Annotated in this window: 16 protein-coding genes; 10 read left to right on the top strand and 6 right to left on the bottom strand. The window is 67.7% G+C overall.

Annotated elements, in window-relative coordinates:
* Position 1: 1 nt before the first annotated feature.
* A complete protein-coding gene (locus AC1DVU_RS00595; RefSeq protein ID WP_476920479.1) occupies positions 2–1,366 on the bottom strand; it encodes a tyrosine-protein kinase domain-containing protein in 1,365 nt (454 codons plus the stop codon).
* 166 nt (positions 1,367–1,532) lie between these two features.
* Here AC1DVU_RS00595 and AC1DVU_RS00590 point away from each other — a divergent pair, with 166 nt between their 5' ends.
* The 4 genes from AC1DVU_RS00590 (at position 1,533) to manA (ending at position 6,466) form a co-directional block, all read left to right on the top strand.
* On the top strand, positions 1,533–1,757 hold the full coding sequence (locus AC1DVU_RS00590; RefSeq protein WP_476920478.1) for a hypothetical protein: 225 nt from the start codon (positions 1,533–1,535) through the stop codon (positions 1,755–1,757).
* Between the two features lie 53 nt (positions 1,758–1,810).
* Positions 1,811–3,241 carry a sugar transferase gene (locus AC1DVU_RS00585; RefSeq protein WP_476920477.1) on the top strand — a complete coding sequence of 477 codons (1,431 nt, stop codon included), beginning with the start codon at positions 1,811–1,813 and terminating at the stop codon, positions 3,239–3,241.
* Between the two features lie 160 nt (positions 3,242–3,401).
* A complete protein-coding gene (locus tag AC1DVU_RS00580) occupies positions 3,402–5,222 on the top strand; it encodes a DEAD/DEAH box helicase (protein WP_476920476.1) in 1,821 nt (606 codons plus the stop codon).
* Complete coding sequence (manA, locus tag AC1DVU_RS00575) at positions 5,222–6,466, top strand: mannose-6-phosphate isomerase, class I (protein ID WP_476920475.1); 1,245 nt, start codon at positions 5,222–5,224, stop codon at positions 6,464–6,466. Before AC1DVU_RS00580 ends, manA begins: the two co-directional genes overlap by 1 nt.
* On the opposite strand, the gene AC1DVU_RS00570 is transcribed toward manA, so the two are convergent.
* The 3 genes from AC1DVU_RS00570 to AC1DVU_RS00560 all read right to left on the bottom strand — a co-directional run bounded on the left by AC1DVU_RS00570 (position 6,426) and on the right by AC1DVU_RS00560 (position 10,397).
* Positions 6,426–7,514 (bottom strand): mannose-1-phosphate guanylyltransferase, encoded by a 1,089-nt coding sequence (locus tag AC1DVU_RS00570; RefSeq protein ID WP_476920474.1) that lies wholly within the window; start codon positions 7,512–7,514, stop codon positions 6,426–6,428. The genes manA and AC1DVU_RS00570 overlap by 41 nt on opposite strands.
* Before the next feature lie 24 nt (positions 7,515–7,538).
* Positions 7,539–8,990: an endonuclease/exonuclease/phosphatase family protein gene (locus AC1DVU_RS00565; protein ID WP_476920473.1), complete on the bottom strand. Its 1,452-nt coding sequence runs from the start codon at positions 8,988–8,990 to the stop codon at positions 7,539–7,541.
* 192 nt (positions 8,991–9,182) lie between these two features.
* The gene (locus AC1DVU_RS00560) at positions 9,183–10,397 is read right to left on the bottom strand and encodes an endonuclease/exonuclease/phosphatase family protein (protein WP_476920472.1); all 1,215 of its coding nucleotides are present in this window, start codon (positions 10,395–10,397) and stop codon (positions 9,183–9,185) included.
* A gap of 319 nt (positions 10,398–10,716) precedes the next feature.
* Between AC1DVU_RS00560 and AC1DVU_RS00555 the strand changes: the two genes are divergently transcribed.
* The 4 genes from AC1DVU_RS00555 to AC1DVU_RS00540 all read left to right on the top strand — a co-directional run bounded on the left by AC1DVU_RS00555 (position 10,717) and on the right by AC1DVU_RS00540 (position 12,990).
* On the top strand, positions 10,717–11,646 hold the full coding sequence (locus tag AC1DVU_RS00555) for an asparaginase (RefSeq protein WP_476920471.1): 930 nt from the start codon (positions 10,717–10,719) through the stop codon (positions 11,644–11,646).
* 76 nt (positions 11,647–11,722) lie between these two features.
* On the top strand, positions 11,723–12,136 hold the full coding sequence (locus AC1DVU_RS00550; protein ID WP_056211511.1) for a helix-turn-helix domain-containing protein: 414 nt from the start codon (positions 11,723–11,725) through the stop codon (positions 12,134–12,136).
* Positions 12,133–12,648: a hypothetical protein gene (locus AC1DVU_RS00545; protein ID WP_476920470.1), complete on the top strand. Its 516-nt coding sequence runs from the start codon at positions 12,133–12,135 to the stop codon at positions 12,646–12,648. Before AC1DVU_RS00550 ends, AC1DVU_RS00545 begins: the two co-directional genes overlap by 4 nt.
* 75 nt (positions 12,649–12,723) lie before the next feature.
* Positions 12,724–12,990, top strand: a complete 267-nt coding sequence (locus tag AC1DVU_RS00540) for a DUF2516 family protein (protein ID WP_476920469.1) — start codon at positions 12,724–12,726, stop codon at positions 12,988–12,990.
* Between the two features lie 9 nt (positions 12,991–12,999).
* On the opposite strand, the gene AC1DVU_RS00535 is transcribed toward AC1DVU_RS00540, so the two are convergent.
* A complete protein-coding gene (locus tag AC1DVU_RS00535) occupies positions 13,000–13,299 on the bottom strand; it encodes a hypothetical protein (protein ID WP_476920468.1) in 300 nt (99 codons plus the stop codon).
* A 52-nt stretch (positions 13,300–13,351) separates the two neighbouring features.
* On the opposite strand from AC1DVU_RS00535, the gene AC1DVU_RS00530 reads away from it, so the two are divergent.
* Together AC1DVU_RS00530 and AC1DVU_RS00525 are read left to right on the top strand one after the other, a co-directional pair.
* Positions 13,352–13,975, top strand: coding sequence for an alpha-ketoglutarate-dependent dioxygenase AlkB (locus AC1DVU_RS00530; RefSeq protein ID WP_476920467.1), 624 nt, complete (start codon positions 13,352–13,354; stop codon positions 13,973–13,975).
* Positions 13,976–14,184: 209 nt separating this feature from the next.
* Complete coding sequence (locus tag AC1DVU_RS00525; protein WP_476920466.1) at positions 14,185–15,168, top strand: hypothetical protein; 984 nt, start codon at positions 14,185–14,187, stop codon at positions 15,166–15,168.
* A gap of 23 nt (positions 15,169–15,191) precedes the next feature.
* Here AC1DVU_RS00525 and typA read toward each other — a convergent pair whose 3' ends face one another.
* The gene (gene typA, locus AC1DVU_RS00520) at positions 15,192–17,057 is read right to left on the bottom strand and encodes a translational GTPase TypA (RefSeq protein WP_476920465.1); all 1,866 of its coding nucleotides are present in this window, start codon (positions 17,055–17,057) and stop codon (positions 15,192–15,194) included.
* Positions 17,058–17,086 lie beyond the last annotated feature (29 nt).

Raw genomic sequence — 17,086 nt, 5'->3', positions numbered from 1 at the left:
CCTAGGGCGTCCGGCTGCTGCGCCTGCCGCTCGTGGTCTTCTCGAAGTACTCCGGCCCATAGCCGTACCCGTAGCCATAGCCGTAGCGCGACAGCTCCTTGACCGGCGCCATGCTGAGCACGGTCCCCAGCAACCGGGCACCGACCGAGTGCAGGCGCTCGGTGGCGGTCCGCACCTCCTCGAGCCCCGTCTTGCCGTGCCGGACGACCAGGATCGCGCCGTCGGAGATGGACGCCAGCAGCGACGCATCGGTGACCGGGAGCAGGGGCGGCGCATCGATCAGGACGATGTCATAGCGCTGGCGCAGCTCCGAGATGAGGGACCGCATCGCGTTGGTCTGGAGGATCTCGGATGGATTGGGGGGCAGAGCACCACTGGCCAGGACGTCCAGCCCCGGCGTGGCGGCCTGTTGGAGCGCGGAGTCGAGGGTGACGCGACCCACGAGGACCGTCGTGAGTCCGACGGACTTCTCGATGCCGAGGTACTCACTGACGCGCGGACGCCGCAGGTCGCCCTCGACGAGCGCCACCTGCGAACCGGCCTGCGCAAGGGCGATCGAGAGGTTGCAGGCTGTGGTCGACTTGCCTTCGCCGGCCAGCGAGCTGGTGATCGTGATGACCTTGGTGTCGCTGTCGATGTCGAGGAACTGCAGGTTGGTGCGCAGGATGCGTACGGCCTCGAACCGCGGATGGTGCGTGCCGAGCGAGGTGATGAGCGGAGTGTGCACGGCGACGCGGTCATAGGCGATCGCGCCGAGGACGGGCGCGCCGGCGGCCTCTTCGAGCTCCGCTGGGGTGTGGACGCTGCGATCGGACGCGTTGCGGGCCGCGGCGATCACGAGGCCGGCCAGCAGGCCCAGGAGGCCGCCGGCGACGATCCACGGAACGGGTGCCGGGCTCGAAGGATCTGACGGGGCGGTCGCCGGATCGACGACTGATGCCGACAGGTTGGTCTTCTGTTCGGAGAGCCAGGTCACGAATGCCTCGGCAGCTGACTGGCTCATGTCCGCGGCCTGTTGGCGCTGGGTGCTGTCAGCAGTGACCCGCAGCACGGAGGTGCCGTCGAGGACCCGCGCGGAGAGGTTCCGGTCGGCCGAACCCGTGGTGCCGGTGAGCCCGAGGTCATCCACGACCTGGCCGGCGATGCTGCGGCCGCCGAGCACATGGGCGTAGGACGCGATCGTCCGCTCGGCGACCGCGTCGGTGCTCTTGGCGGCCGGCGGGGAGACGAGGACGTCGGCATGCGCCGTGTAGCGCGGGGTCGCGAGATTCAGCCAGAGCACGGCAAGGCCGACACCGATCAGGATCGTGAGGATGATGGACGGCCACCGTCGAGCCAGCGGCTTGGCGAGTTGGCGCTGGCTCACCCATTCACTCCTTCAGGGACGTGGACACCGTGTCACCGGGAAGATTACGACACCCGGTCGCCAATTGCCGACTCATCATCGATGTGAACGTAACCCACGCCGCACAGAATCGTTTCTACTGTGACAGGCGCCGCCCCCGAGGCGCCCCATCCGAAGTTGAGTGAGCATGGACTACACGCCGATCAGCACACGCCGTGTCCTCGTGGCATTCGCGCTGACGATGTTCGTCGCGCTCCTTCCCGTCCTCTACTTTGCGCTCGATCAGGGCGGAGCCATCCGCGGTGCGCTCCTCGTGGCAGGTAGTGTGGCGCTGACTGCGGCGGTGATCGGGGCACCTGTCCTGGTGGTCTCGATCGGTCGTCGCTTGGTCCGGCGCCCAGCGCGGGCGTGACACTTCAGGCGGAGACCACAGCTCCTCCGGTACCGGACGGGAGGGGCGAACACGTGGCTCCGGCGGCGGACTACCGTGGCACGGCGTGGGAACGCCGCTACGGCCGCCGACTCGTGATCTCCGATTTCGTGGTCCTGACGTGGGTGTTCATCACGGCTCACGTCGTGTGGGCCCAGAACCTCCCGGACATGGACGCGAACCCCTACGGGCCCTATCCCATCCTGGTGTCGGTCGCGATGCTGCTGTTGTGGCACGGTGTGCTCACCGCCGCCGGCACCCGCGACTACCGCGTCTTCGGCGCTGGGCCTGAGGAGTACAAGCGCGTCTTCAACTCGACGCTCGTGGTCTTCGCGGTCATCGCCTTCGTCGGCTACGTCCTCAAGGTCCAGGTGCCGCGAAGCTACGTGGTCGTCCTCCTGCCCTTTGGCCTGATCCTCCTGGCCCTCAGCCGCTGGTCGTGGCGGCAGTGGCTCCTGGTGCGTCGACAGCACGGCAAGATGACTCACCAGGCGATCGTCGTGGGCAGCATCGACGCGATCGAGCACCTGGCGGCCGTGATCGACCGCAACGCCGTCTTCGGTTACCGGCTCGCCGGGGCCTGCATCACGAGTGGCGAGCGACCCAGCCACGTCGCCGGCGTACCGGTGATCGGGGGTGTCGAAGAGCTGACCACGACGATGGTGTCGTCGGGCGCCAACGCCGTCATCATCACCTCATCGGATGCCACGCACCCCGAGATGGTCCGCCGGCTGGGCTGGGACCTCGAGGGCTACGGCATCGAGATCATCATCGCGCCCTCGCTGGCCAACATCGCCGGTCCTCGCGTGCACATCCGCCCGGTCGCCGGACTCCCGCTCCTGCACGTCGAGCAGCCGTCCTACCGCGGTGCTCAGCGCTGGGCCAAGGACCTCCTCGATCGCGTGGGCGGGCTGGGCCTGCTCCTGCTGTTCTCGCCGATCCTGTTGACCCTCGCGGCGGCGATCAAGCTCACCAGTCCGGGCCGGGTCTTCTTCGTGCAGGAGCGGGTCGGCCGTGACGGCAACTCGTTCGGCATGATCAAGTTCCGCAGCATGGTCGAGGGCGCCGACGCCATGCTCGCGGACCTCCAGCCCGACACCAGCAACGTCGTGATGTTCAAGATGCGCGACGATCCACGGGTCACTCGCGTGGGCCGAATCCTGCGCCGTTACTCCCTTGACGAGCTGCCGCAGCTGCTCAACGTGGTCAAGGGCGACATGAGCCTCGTCGGCCCCCGGCCGCCTCTGGTGTCCGAAGTCTCCGGATACGCCGCCGAGGCCCGTCGTCGCCTGCTCGTCCGCCCCGGCATGACCGGGCCGTGGCAGATCTCCGGTCGCTCCGACCTCGACTGGGAGGAGACCATGCGCCTCGACCTCTACTACGTCGAGAACTGGTCACTCGTCGGGGACATGCTGATCCTCTGGAAGACGTTCCGCGCCGTCGTGTCGTCCGCCGGCGCCTACTGAGTCGCATCACACTGTCGCTGAGTTTCTCCGAAGCAGTGCTCGACCGATACCGTTGGACGTGGGCGCGTACGTCTCACACGACCTTGGCATGCATGTGGCTGCCGACGGGTTGCACGGGACTTGGCCGATCCGGTCCCGCGCCATCAACCCAGGAGCTTCCATGACCACCGACACACCCGTCGAGACGCCGACCTTCTCGGATCTCGGCCTCGTCGACACGCTCGTCGACCGACTCGCGTCGCTCGGCTACGAGACCCCGACGCCGATCCAGGCACGCGCGATCCCCACCCTGCTCGAGGGCAAGGACGTCGTCGGCCTGGCCCAGACCGGCACCGGCAAGACCGCCGCGTTCGCGCTGCCCATCCTGCAGAAGATCGATCCGGCCAACACCAAGACCCAGGCGATCGTGCTGGCGCCGACGCGTGAGCTCGCGCTGCAGGTCTGCGAGGCCATCACGGCCTACGCGACCAACATCCCGGGCATCCGGGTGCTCCCGGTCTACGGCGGCCAGGGTTACGGCTTCCAGCTCTCCGGCTTGCAGAAGGGCGCGCACATCGTCGTCGGCACGCCGGGTCGCGTCATCGACCACCTCGAGCGAGGCAGCCTCGACCTGACGTCGCTGGAGTACCTCGTGCTCGACGAGGCCGACGAGATGCTCAACATGGGCTTCGCGGAGGATGTCGAGCGGATCCTCGCGGACACGCCGGAGTACAAGCAGGTCGCGCTGTTCTCGGCGACGATGCCTCGCCAGATCCGGTCGCTTGCCAAGAAGTACCTGCACGACCCGGTCGACATCGCGACGCCCAAGGCGACCACGTCGACCGCAACGGTCCGCCAGCGCTGGATCCAGGTCTCGCACCACCACAAGCTCGACGCACTGACTCGACTGCTCGAGGTCGAGACCGGTGACGGCATGCTGGTGTTCGTGCGCACCAAGTCCGCGACCGAAGAGCTCGCCGACAAGCTGCGCAGCCGGGGCTACTCCGCCGCGGCGCTCAACGGCGACCTGGTCCAGGCCCAGCGCGAGCGCACCGTCGCCCAGCTCAAGTCCGGCGCGATCGACCTGATCGTCGCGACCGACGTCGCCGCGCGCGGCCTCGACGTCGACCGCATCACGCACGTCGTCAACTACGACATCCCGCACGACACCGAGGCGTACGTCCACCGCATCGGCCGCACGGGGCGTGCGGGCCGCACCGGCGAAGCGATCCTCTTCGTCACGCCGCGCGAGCGCCGCATGCTGTCGGCGATCGAGAAGGTGTCGGGTCGCCCCGTCGAGGAGATGTCCGTCCCGACCGCCGAAGAGGTCAACGAGCGCCGCGCCGGCCGCTTCGCGCAGGCCATCACGTCCAGCATGGGGTCGCCGTCCTTCCACGCGTTCCGCTCGCTGGTCGAGGAGTACGCCAGCGAGAACGACGTCTCGATGACCGATGTCGCCGCCGCGCTCGCCGTCATGAGCCAGTCGGACAAGGAGTTCTTCCTGCGGCCCGACCCGCCCAAGACCGTCCGCGCTCCCCGCGAGGACTTCGAGCCGCGCAAGAAGCCCGCTGGCTTCGACCGTTCCGACCGGCTGCCTGCCGAGGGTGCGGCGGTCTACCGCGTCGCGGTGGGCAAGCGCCACAAGATCGGGCCGTCCGCGATCGTCGGCGCGCTGGCCAACGAAGGCAGCCTCAAACGGTCCGACTTCGGCAAGATCACGATCGGCCAGGACCACACGCTCGTCGAGCTGCCCGCCGACCTGCCCGATGCGGTCTTCGAGGCCCTCGCCAACACCCGCATCTCCGGCAAGCTGATCGACCTGCAGCCCGACACCGGCCCGCCGATCCGCCGCACGCGCGAGGATCGCAAGCCGTACAAGAAGAGCCATGAGAATCGCGCCTACCCGTCCAAGGCGCCCGAGAAGAAGCCGTACAAGAAGAAGGCGTCGACCACCGACAAGACGGCCACCGCACCCGCAGGGCGGAAGCCGCGGCACAAGTGATGCTCAGGCTCGACAACGCCTCCAGGGCGTACGACTGGGGTTCGCGGACCGACATCCCGCAGTTCGTCGGCGGCGAACCGGGCGAGATCCCGCTCGCCGAGATCTGGATGGGCACGCACCCGCTGGGATCGTCGACGATCGAAGGTCCGGACGGCTCGATGTCGCTGGCCGAGGTGGCAGGCGAGCTGCCGTTCATGTTCAAGATCCTGGCGGCCGACCGGCCCTTGTCGCTCCAGGTGCACCCCAATGAGGCGATGGCCCGCTCCGGCTTCGAAGCCGAGGAGGCCGCGGGCGTGCCGCTCGACGCCCCGCACCGGACCTACAAGGACCCGCACCACAAGCCGGAGATGGCGTACGCCCTGACGACGTTCGACACCCTGGTGGGGTTCCGGCCGACGGCGGAGATCCTGCGCGTCCTCAACGGTGTCGAGACGCCGCTGGCGCAGAGCCTCGCGGAGGACCTGCACGCCGAGCCCGGTTTCCGCGGCATCGTGCGCCTCATCGAGCGGCTGCTGACCGAAGAGGTCTCGGCGGCTGACATCGAGCAGATCGTGGTGTGCTGCCGCGACCTCGTCGACCAGGGCATCGACGTCAAGCGGGCGTACGCCACGGCCGTCGAGATCGCTGACCACTACCCGGACGACGTCGGCGTCGTGATCTCCCTGACGCTCAACCGGTTGACGCTGCAGCCGGGTGAAGCGGCATTCCTCGGCACCGGCATCATCCATGCCCATCTGCGCGGCATGTGCCTGGAGGTCATGGCGGCGTCCGACAACGTGCTGCGCGCCGGACTCACGAGCAAGCCGCTGGACCCCGAGGGGCTCATCAAGTGCCTCGACCGCGGCATGTCCCGGCTCGCCCGGGTGACACCCGAGCCGTTCGGGTTCTCCACCGACGTCTTCAGTCCGGACGTGCGGGAGTTCGCACTCGCCGTGAGCCAGTGCTCACGCGCCGAGCCCGCGGGCACCCTCCTGCCGTCCGCGGGGCAGCGCATCGTCGTGTGCACGGGCGGCGAGGTCGAGCTCGTCAACACGGCGGGTGAGCGGCTCAAGCTGAGTCGCGGCGACTCGGTCTATGCCGGCCCGGACGACGGCGACGTCCGTGTCGTGGGCACGGGTGAGGTCGCGCAGGCCTACATGCCGACGCCCGAGACCGTGGCAGGCGAGCTGATCGACCTCATCCCGCCGTTCAGCGAGCGCCAGCTCAGACGACGTCGGCGCGACCGCGGTCCTTCAGCACCGTGACGACATCTTTGACCTGCTGAGCGTGCTCGCGGGTCGTCACGAGGAGCGCGTCGGACGTACGCACGACGACGACGTCGCGCAGGCCGACCACCGCGATCGTGGTGCCGTCGTCGGCGATCGCCAGGCCATCGGCGTCGACCCACACGGTGTCTGACGACGAGATGCCGCCCACGTCCTGGAGAGCCGCGTAGTCGCCCACGTCGTTCCAGTCGAACGCTCCGGGCACGACGGCCATGCCGCCCTCGAGGGAGACCGGCTCGGCGATCGCGTGGTCGATCGCGATCTTGGTCAGTGTCGGCCACACCTCGTCGAGCACGTGCTGCCGCTTGTCGGTGGCCCAGGCCGTCGCGATCGTCGTGAGTCCAGCGTGGAGGCCGGGCTGGAGGCGCGCCAGGTGACCCAGCAGGACATCCGTGCGGGTCACGAACATGCCACCGTTCCAGCTGTGCACGCCGCTGGCGACATAGGTCGCTGCGGTCGGGGCGTCGGGCTTCTCCACGAACTTCACGACGGCACGAGCCGATCCCGCACCGTCGACCGTCAGGTGCTCGCCGGACTCGATGTAGCCGAATGCCGTTGACGGGCCTGCGGGCGTGATCCCGATCGTCGTGATGAGGCCCTCCGCGGCGACGGCGACGGCCTGACCGATGGCCTCGGCGAACGACACCTGGTCGTCGATCACGTGGTCGGCGGCGAACGAGCCGATGATGGCGTCAGGATCCAGCGTGCCGATGACCGCGGCAGCCAGGCCGATCGCCGGCATCGAGTCGCGGGGTGACGGCTCGACCAGCAGGTTCGTGAGCTCCGGGAGCTGGGCGCGGATGGCGTCGGCGTGGGCGCTGCCGGTCACGATGTGGATGCGCTCAGGCGGGATCAGGTCGGCCAGGCGGTCCCAGGTCTGCTGGATCAGCGAGCGCCCCGAGCCGTCGAGATCGAGGAGGAACTTGGGTCGCGAGGCGCGCGAGAGCGGCCACAGCCGGGTGCCCGCACCGCCGGCAGGGATCACGGCATGGAAATGGGCGAGGCTCACGTCGGACGATTCAGGCACCACGTCATCCTAGGGTGTGGTGATCTAGGGCGACGGGGTGCTGAGGCCACCCACGGTGGTCGTCGCGGTGGGCTCGCCGAGCTCCTTCGCCACAGCGTCAAGAGCCACGACTGCGCTGAGCGCATTGTGGTCCGAGACGGCCGGTCTGGCGTAGCTGGTGCCGGAGAGGCGTACGAGCTGCTTCCACCCCAGCACCGTGAACTGCCTGGACACGAAGATGTGGTCGACGTGTGCTCCTGACCGGAGAGTTCCGCCGTCGGGATAGCTGGTGTTGAACTGCGCGTTGACCGGGTTCTTGACCAGGTCGACGCTGTCCTGCAGGCCGGCGGCCCGCATCTTGACGCCGGGGGAGTCCGGATTGCGGTGCTTGCCGGAGTTGAAGTCGCCGGCGTAGATCACCGGCAGGTTCGTGTCGTTGATCTGAGCCATCCGCGCGAGCACGACATTCATCTCGCGAGCCCTCGCGGAGTCGTTGCCCTTGCCGTTGTCGAGGTGGATGTCGACGAAGTAGAAGACGCGGCCGGTCTCCTTGACCTTGAACTTGGCCCACGTCGTGTGGCGGCCGTCGCCGATCGGGAAGTAGCTGCCGCTGAGCTGCTTGAACAGCTTGGGCCGGTAGAAGATGTAGCGCGCCTCGGCACCACCGGTCGCACGGACGAAATTCTGCGAGCCACCGCTCCAGATGGCGTTCGTGGTGCGGCCAACGCGCTGTCCGCCCGACTCCTGGAGCCCGAACATGTCGATCTTGTTCTCGTTGAAGAACGCCGCGCCGATGCGCGCCCGTCCGGCATAGCCCGAGCACTTCTCGGAGCACACGTTCCAGGTGCCGACCTTGAACGACGTCTTGCGGACCATCGTGCGGAACTTGACGGGTTCGCTGATCCGGCCGACCTGGTCGCCGTTGACCGGCCGGACGCGGATCCAGTAGGCGGTCGCCGCCGAGAGGCCGCGGGTCACGAACGAGTTGGCTGCGCCGAGCGTACGAACCGACGTCACCTCTTTGGTGAAGGCCCGGTCGCGGGCGACCTCGACGTCGAAATGGCGTGCGTTCGCGACTTTGTTCCACGTCGCTCGAACGCCGTCGGCGGTGGTCTGCCTGATCCTCAGGCGGCCGACGGCGGCGGGCTTGAGGGTGAAGCGGGCGGTCCGCGAGGACCTGATCTTGCCGTCGCGGACCGCGTCGACGCGGTAGAACTGGTCGATCCCGGGGGTCGCGGCTCCGAGGTCGGCGAGGGTCACGCTCGTGCCCTTGGCCGGCACCTTGGTCGTCCGGGCCTTCGACAGCGCGCGGTCCGATCCCACCTTGACGATGTAGGAGTCGACATCATCGGAGCCATCCCAGGCGAGCTTGACGCTCGTCGGTGACAGGGGGGTGGCGGACAGCTCGGTGGGTGCGTCGAGCGAGTCAGGCGTCGCGTACGTCACCGCGAGGCCCGTGGCCAGCACGCCCACGACCAGCACGCCGACGACACCCATCAGGAGGCGACGACGATCGCGAGTCCTGCGGCGGCCGGCGATGCGCGCGGTGCGGCGGGACCGCCCGGGCGTGTCGGCACGCCGACGCGGGGCGATCTTTCTTCGGGTGACGACGGGAGGCTCCAGGACGTACGCGGGTGTACAGGTGGCTGAATTCTACGGGTTGCCCTGTGATTGCCGCGCGGAGTCCCGTCAGCGGCTGAGCCGTACGTCCGTGATGAGGGGGCTGTGGTCCGACGGGATGGGCGTCACCATCCGGCTGGCCGAGATGTATGCGCCGTTGGCCCACGACAGGATGCGGCCCTCGTCGGGCCTGATCCAGACGTGGTCGACGTGGTCGCCCCACTTGTAGCTGATCCGCGGCACGACCTGGAAGTCGTTGTAGCTGTTGGTGTGCTGCAGGCGCAGCTTCGAGGCCAGGTCGTACGCGTCGTAGTAGCCCTGGTTGTGGAACACGCCGGCCAGATAGTCGTTCGAACGGTTCTTGTGCGAGTTGAAGTCGCCGGCGTAGACCACCGGAAGATTGCCCGGGTTGATCGACGCGAGGTGCTGGGTGAGCGTCGTGATCTCGGCCTTGCGCTGGGTGGCGGCGGTCTCGGTGTCGCCGTAGACGAGATGCACGTCGACGAACACCGTGCGGTCACCCGTCTGCTTGTCGACCAGCACGGCCCACACGGCATACCGGCAGCCGCCGCCGTGGTAGCCGAGCAGGACGTAGCCCTTGGTGCTCTGCGGCCACGTCGCGTCGCAGCCTGCGGACGTCTTTGCCGGTTTCGCGGGCACGGACGTCGTCGCGGGTGCCAGGGTGAATCGTGAGGTCTTGTAGAGCAGTCGCTTCGAGCTCTTCTCGATCGCCTCGGTGTAGCCCATTTCTGCGGGCACGCTCAGGTAGATCGCTTCCTGGGCGGCGATGACGTCGGGCAGGTAGGCCCGGATGCGTCCCAAGGCTGCCGGCTGCCGACCAGCCCAGTTGGAGCACTTCTGCGAGCACAGGTTGTAGGTCATGACGCGGTAGGTCGGTCCGGTGCCGGGCGGGATCTGCCGGATCGTGGAGTGGCCGACCCGTGACGACTTCTGGCCGACCGCGCTGCCGTTGAGCGCGCGGACCTGCACGAAGTAGGGGACGCCGCGCACCAGGCCGGTGAACGTCTTGGCGCTCGAGGTCGACCCGTAGCGCTTGGCGTTGGACATCGTGTAGCTGCGCGAGATGTAGACCTGGTAGGACTTGGCGTAGCGCGTGTCAGGCCAGTCGATCGTGAGGCCCGCTGTCCCGGTGCTGGTCGAGTACGACGCCGAGATGAACGACACCAGGCCGACCTTGGGCGGCGTCGTCGCCGCCTGGGCAGGCTGGAAGCCGGCGAGGAGAACAAGGAGAACGGCCGCGAGGCCCCCGAGAGCGGTTCGCATGTGTCGAATCGTAGATCGGCGCAGGCCGCCGTGTCCGGCGATCACGAGATCAGCGCCGTGTGAGCATGAGGCATGCGCGACAGGACGTCGCCCTCGACGGATGGCATGGACATGCGGCGGAACGCGTCGAGCATGAGAATCAACCTCGCTGGTGGGGAAGCGGCTCGGTTGAGCCGACCAGTAGTCATCCGAGGATAGATGAAAACTCCCCAGAATGCCGGAGGAATGCGAATCGCAGATGTGTGCCGCCGCCACGACGACACCTCGATCGCGGCGCTGCCCGGCGCGGCGACCCGCGTCGTCTCCTAGAGTGGCCGACGTGGAAGTACTAGCCGAAGTCGTACGTTCTGGACTGGTGGAGAGCCGTCATCGGGGAGTCGCTGTCGGGGTCGATCCGGCCGGCGAGGTGATCTGGTCGATCGGTGATCCCGGCACTGTGGTCTTCCCACGGTCGACCAACAAGCCGATCCAGACGCTCGGCATGCTCCGCGCTGGGCTGCCGCTCGACGGGCGGCTGCTGGCCCTCGCGACCGCGAGTCACTCCGGTGAGCCGTTCCACCTCGACGGGGTTCGGGAGATCCTGGCGCTGGCCGGACTGGACGAACAGACGTTGCAGACCCCGCCGTCCTACCCGTTGGATCCGCACGTCCACGCCGACTACCTGCGCGCCGGCGGCACGCGGGACCCGATCTGCATGGACTGCTCAGGCAAGCACGCCGCGATGCTCCTGACCTGCATGACGAACGAGTGGACGATCGACGACTACCTCGACCCGGAGCACCCGCTCCAGCTCGAGATCACCGCGACGTTCACCGAGCTCACGGACGGCCCACCGGCGGTTGTCGGCGTCGACGGCTGTGGTGCCCCCCTGCTCGCCACCCCGCTGCAGCAGCTCGCCCGCGCCGTGGGCCGGATCATGCAGAGCCCCGTCGGCAGCCCGGGCGCCCGGCTCGTCGGTGCCGTGACGGCGCACCCGGAATACCTCAGCGGCACCACGCGCGCCGAGCGAGAGCTGATGCTCGCGTTCCCCGGCTTGCTGGCCAAGTCAGGCGCCGAGAGTGTCTACGTCGTGGGCCTGCCGGACGGCTCCGCGTACGCGATCAAGATCGAGGACGGCAGCGAGCGACCGCTGTACGCCGTGATGTGCCGGGCGCTCGAGCTGGCCGGCCTCGATGCGTCGATCCTGCACGAACGTCCCCGGGTGCTCGGCGGAGGCAAGCCTGTCGGTGAGGTCAGAACCACGTTCTGACCTGCGGTGATGCATGTGACTGAGGTCGCAAGCAACCCTGCTTGCATTTGCTAACTTTTGCAAGCACACTGGAGTCATGGCCAAGTTGAGCATGCAGCGGACCGTCGAAGGACTCGGCGACTACCTGCGTGAGCAGCGGGGTCAGGCACAGATGTCTCTCCGGCAGCTGGCCGAGCTCACGGATGTCTCCAATCCGTACCTCAGCCAGATCGAGAGGGGTCTGCGCCGACCTTCAGCAGAGGTCCTGCAGCAGATCGCCAAGGCGCTCAGGATCTCCGCCGAGTCGCTCTACGTTCGAGCCGGCATCCTCGATGCCGACGAGAGCGGAGCACGGATGGTCGAGGACGCGATTGCCCTCGATCCCCGTCTCACGGAGCGACAGAAGACCGCGCTGCTCGATATCTATCGCTCCTTCGTCGGCACTGACGAAGCGTCGGACACCGAGCTGGCCGCAACAGTGACCGAAGCCAACCAGGAGGAAACCACATGACCACCATCACCGAGACCATCAACGCCCAGGTGAAGTCCATCGTCGACGACGTCAAGGCGCTGCCCGAGACGCTCAAGAAGGTCGATGTCGCGGAGCTGCAGAAGCAGGCTCAGGGCTTCGCGCAGACCGCAGTCGGCACCGCCACGAGCGCATACGCCGACCTCGCCAAGAAGGGTGAGGAGCTCGTCGCCAAGGCCAAGGGCCTCACCGTTGAGGACATCAAGAAGACCGTCGACAGCGGCGTCGAGGACGTCACCAAGCAGGCCAAGGGCTTCGCTGACGACGCCCAGAAGCGTGCCGAGCAGCTCGTGACGGACGCCAAGACGCAGGTCACCAAGGTGACGTCGAAGGCGCCGACCACGGCTCGCAAGGCTGCCGAGAAGGTCGACACGACCGTCAAGAAGACGCCCGAGCCGGCCAAGAAGGCTCCGGCCAAGAAGGCTGCTCCGGCCGCCAAGAAGGCTCCGGCCAAGAAGGCGCCCGCGAAGAAGGCTCCGGCCAAGAAGGCCTGATCCACTGCAGCACCACACGAGGCGGGTCCCCATACGGGGGCCCGCCTCGCGTACGTCATTGGATAGCCTTCGGGGATGTTCGAGATCCAGAACGGCTTGATGTTCATCATCTCCATCGCGCTGTTCGCCGCGAAGGGCTTCGCTCTCGTCGACTGTGTCGCGCGCCCGTCCGTGAAGTTCACCTACATCGAGACGCTGCCCAAGCAGACCTGGCTCGTGATCCTGGTGCTTGCCGTCCTGGCGCACCTGGTGTGGTGGAACCCGCTCGATCTGCTCAACCTCGCCGGCACCGTGGGCGCGCTGGTCTACCTCGCCCAGGTGCGGGGCGCGGCCTCGCACTAGCCGTCGACGTCAGCGTGGGCGGGCTGGGTGCAGCCAGCGGGTGACCACGACCCGCAGCACGCCCAGGTCGGCGTCGGCCGGCACCTCCGGGTGGGTGTCGCGCACGGCCCGGTGAGCGACGACCAACCCGGTGAGCCACCGTGCGGTGTCGTCGACGTGGAGCTCGCGATCCACTGAGCCGTCCGCGATGGCCTGCGCGCAGAGTGTCGCGAACGTACGCTCGACGTCGGGGCCGAGCGGCAGGTCGGGGTTGGCGGCGAAGTGGTCGAGCAGGTCGAGCAGCCGGTCCCACGCGGTCTCGGTCGTCACACGGCCACCCTAGCGACTAGAACATACGTTCGACGAGGCGTACGATTGCGGAATGGAGGAGTTCTTCCAGGGGTCGCTGCTCGACATGGGTCAACCGACCGGTCTCGGGCCGCTGACGCCGAAGCGCACCGTCCTGACGCGCGGGGCCTGGGTCGACCTGCAGCCGGGCTGGGTCACCGGGTCCGACGAGCTGTTCCTCCGTCTGCAGGCCGAGGTGCCGTGGCGGGCGGAGAACCGTGAGATGTACGACCGCATGGTCGACGTGCCGCGGCTGCTGTGCCACTACGGCGTCGGCGCGACGTTGCCGGATCAGCTGCTGCTGGAGGCCCGCGAGACACTGAGCGACCACTACGAGCGCGAGCTCGGTGAGCGCTTCGTGACCGCCGGGCTCTGCTACTACCGCGACGGCCGCGACAGTGTGGCGTGGCACGGTGATCGCATCGGCCGGGGCCGCACCGACAACACGATGGTCGCGATCGTCTCCCTCGGCGCCGCCCGTCGGCTGTCGCTGCGTCCGCGTGGCGGCGGCGAGCAGATCGGCTTCTCGCTGGGTCACGGCGACCTCGTCGTGATGGGCGGGACCTGCCAACGTACGTGGGAGCACGCGATCCTCAAGACCGCCAGGCCCGTCGGCCCCCGCATCAGCATCCAGTTCCGCCCCAAGAACGTCCTCTAACTGGGCGGTGAGTTAGGGCCCAGTCGCTGGCGTGAGCGGTGAGTTAGGCACCTGTCCCTTCCAAGCGCGGTGGGTCCGGCACCTATGCACTGCGCCGATAGGTGCGCCAGCCACCGCTCCGTGGTCCCCAGATCTCATGTCGGCCGCCGTTGTCCACAAGCGATGCGCGAGCGCTGCCATCGACGCCGCGATTTAGGTCGGATGGGCAGATGGCACCTCATCCGCGCATTCCAGATCAACTCCGACACGGCCCCTTCACCCGCGCACAAGCGAGGGCGCTCGGACTGACGCCCCGCATGCTCAACGGGATTCGATACAAGCGGCTCTTTCCCCGCGTGTGGGTTTTGAGCGACTACGCGATTAGCGATCTCGACTGGATTAGGGCTGCCGACATGTCGACGCCCGAGCGTGCGCAGCTGAGCCACATCACGCGGATCCAGGCGCTCGGGCTCGACTTCGGCAACACGAAGCCGTTCCACTTCACAGTTGCCGGCGACCTGCATCTCGATGTCGACGACATCTTCTTGCACCGGACCGAGGTGCTACCGCCGCTCGATGGTGTCGGAGTGACTCCTGCAGCCGCGTTCATTCAGTACTGCGCAGACGCTCGGATGATTGACGCCATCAAGGTCGGCGACTGGCTCCTGCATCGCCGCCACATGACGGTGCTGGAGGTCGCGGAGCTCGCCCGCCGCGACCATTGGCGACCGGGGGCCAACAAGATACGTCGGGTGATCCCTCATTTGGAGGCGGGCTCCCGATCGCTCAAGGAGTCGGAATCGAGAGCGGTCCTCGTCTTCTCGGGCCTGCCCAAGCCCGAAGTCAACAAGGACGTACGCACTGCTCGCGGTGAGCTCCTTGGCTGCGGCGATCTCGTCTATCTGCTGTGGAAGTTGCTGGTTGAGTACGAGGGCCGCCAGCACCTGACGGATGTCAGCCAGTGGAACCGGGACATCGATCGGTATGGCGGCTTTCGCGACGACGGATGGCGCTATGTGCAGGTAACGAACGAGAAGCTCGACACTCCAAAGAAGCTGGTTGCGGAAGTGTTCGGGCAACTGGTCCGCGGAGGCTACGACGGACCTGCCCCGACCTTCGGACCGCGCTGGCGCTCGCTGTTCGAGTCGATTCGATCCTCCAGCCCGAGCGAGCGGTGGGTTAAGCACCCATCAACGCGCTCGATAGGTGCCTAACCCACCCCCCGGTGGGCGGAGGGTTACTTCTTGCCGCGGTTGGCGCGGTTGCGCTCGGTGGCGTCGAGGATGATCTTGCGGATGCGGACGTTCGCGGGCGTGACCTCGACGCACTCGTCCTCGCGGCAGAACTCCAGGGACTGCTCGAGCGACAGCTTGCGCGGCGGGACGAGCTTCTCGAACTCGTCGGCGTTCGAGCGTACGTTGGTCTGCTTCTTCTCACGGACGATGTTGATGTCCATGTCGTCGGCGCGGGAGTTCTCGCCGACGATCATGCCCTCGTAGACCTCGGTCGCCGGCTCGATGAACAGCGTGCCGCGCTCCTGGATGTTGGTCATCGCGTACGACGTCGCAGCCCCGGCGCGGTCAGACACGAGCGAGCCGGACGGGCGGGTCGAGATCTCGCCGGCCCACGGCTCGTACTTCTCGAACGTCTGGTGCGCGATGCCGGTGCCGCGGGTGTCGGTGAGGAACTCGGTGCGGAAGCCGATCAGGCCACGCGCCGGGACGATGAACTCCATACGGACCCAGCCGGTGCCGTGGTTGATCATCTGCTCCATACGGCCCTTGCGGACGGCCAGCAGCTGCGTGATCGCGCCGAGGTACTCCTCGGGTGCGTCGATCGTCAGGCGCTCCATCGGCTCGTGCAGCTTGCCGTCGACCTCGCGCGTGACGACCTGGGGCTTGCCGACCGTGAGCTCATACCCCTCGCGGCGCATCTGCTCGACGAGGATCGCCAGTGCGAGCTCGCCGCGACCCTGGACCTCCCAGGCATCGGGGCGCTCGGTGTCGAGGACCTTGAGGGACACGTTGCCGACCAGCTCACGGTCGAGGCGGTCCTTGACGAGGCGGGCGGTGACCTTGGTGCCCTTCTCGCGACCGGCGAGCGGCGAGGTGTTGGTGCCGATCGTCATCGAGATGGCCGGCTGGTCGACCGTGATGAGCGGTAGCGCGACGGGGTTCTCGGGGTCCGCCAGGGTCTCGCCGATCGTGATGTCGGGGATGCCCGCGATGGCGACGATGTCGCCGGGGCCGGCGCTCTCACCGGGTACGCGCTCGAGCTCCTTGGTGACGAGCAGCTCGGTGATCTTGACCCGCTCGGTCGTGCCGTCGTGCTTCATCCACGCGACCTGGCTGCCCTTCTTGAGGGTGCCCTCGAAGACGCGGACCAGCGCGAGCCGGCCGAGGAACGGCGAGGCGTCGAGGTTGGTGACGTGGGCCTGCAGCGGCGCACCCTCGGTGTACTCCGGAGCCGGTACGGCATCCATGATCGTCTGGAACAGCGGGATGAGGTTGTCGCTGTCGGGCATGCCACCGTCGTCGGGCTTGTTGAGTGACGCGCGACCGGCGCGGGCCGAGGCATAGACCACGGGGAAGTCGAGGGCGTCTTCACTGGCGCCGTCCTCGAGCAGATCGAGGAACAGCTCGTACGTCTCGTCGACGACCTCGGCGATGCGCGAGTCCGGACGGTCGACCTTGTTGACGACCAGGACGACCGGCATGTGGGCGGCGAGCGCCTTGCGCAGGACGAAACGGGTCTGGGGGAGGGGGCCCTCGGAGGCGTCGACGAGCAGGATGACGGCGTCGACCATCGAGAGGCCGCGCTCGACCTCGCCACCGAAGTCGGCGTGGCCGGGGGTGTCGATGATGTTGATCGTCACGCCACCGTCGGGCGCACCGGGACCGTTGTAGCGAACGGCGGTGTTCTTCGCGAGGATCGTGATGCCCTTCTCGCGCTCGAGGTCGCCGGAGTCCATAGCGCGCTCAGCGAGCTGGTGGTGCTCGTCGTAGTGGCCCTGCTGCTGGAGCATGGCGTCGACCAGCGTGGTCTTGCCGTGGTCGACGTGGGCGACGATTGCGACGTTGCGCAGGTCGGAGCGAATGGGCATGCGAAAAAAGTCCTATGCGTGGGGAATGC

This window comes from Aeromicrobium sp. P2_G6, assembly GCF_056403535.1.
This window is presented reverse-complemented; position numbering and strand designations above follow the sequence as displayed.

Bases quoted from the DNA above. Each gene is read 5' to 3' on its own strand.
- AC1DVU_RS00565 (WP_476920473.1), bottom strand. From the start codon at position 8,990: ATGGGTGTCGTCGGCGTGCTGGTCGTGGGCGTGCTGGCCACGGGCCTC.
- AC1DVU_RS00525 (WP_476920466.1), top strand. From the start codon at position 14,185: ATGGCACCTCATCCGCGCATTCCAGATCAACTCCGACACGGCCCCTTC.
- AC1DVU_RS00590 (WP_476920478.1), top strand. From the start codon at position 1,533: ATGGACTACACGCCGATCAGCACACGCCGTGTCCTCGTGGCATTCGCG.
- AC1DVU_RS00560 (WP_476920472.1), bottom strand. From the start codon at position 10,397: ATGCGAACCGCTCTCGGGGGCCTCGCGGCCGTTCTCCTTGTTCTCCTC.
- manA (WP_476920475.1), top strand. From the start codon at position 5,222: ATGCTCAGGCTCGACAACGCCTCCAGGGCGTACGACTGGGGTTCGCGG.
- AC1DVU_RS00530 (WP_476920467.1), top strand. From the start codon at position 13,352: ATGGAGGAGTTCTTCCAGGGGTCGCTGCTCGACATGGGTCAACCGACC.
- AC1DVU_RS00550 (WP_056211511.1), top strand. From the start codon at position 11,723: ATGGCCAAGTTGAGCATGCAGCGGACCGTCGAAGGACTCGGCGACTAC.
- typA (WP_476920465.1), bottom strand. From the start codon at position 17,057: ATGCCCATTCGCTCCGACCTGCGCAACGTCGCAATCGTCGCCCACGTC.
- AC1DVU_RS00580 (WP_476920476.1), top strand. From the start codon at position 3,402: ATGACCACCGACACACCCGTCGAGACGCCGACCTTCTCGGATCTCGGC.
- AC1DVU_RS00545 (WP_476920470.1), top strand. From the start codon at position 12,133: ATGACCACCATCACCGAGACCATCAACGCCCAGGTGAAGTCCATCGTC.
- AC1DVU_RS00540 (WP_476920469.1), top strand. From the start codon at position 12,724: ATGTTCGAGATCCAGAACGGCTTGATGTTCATCATCTCCATCGCGCTG.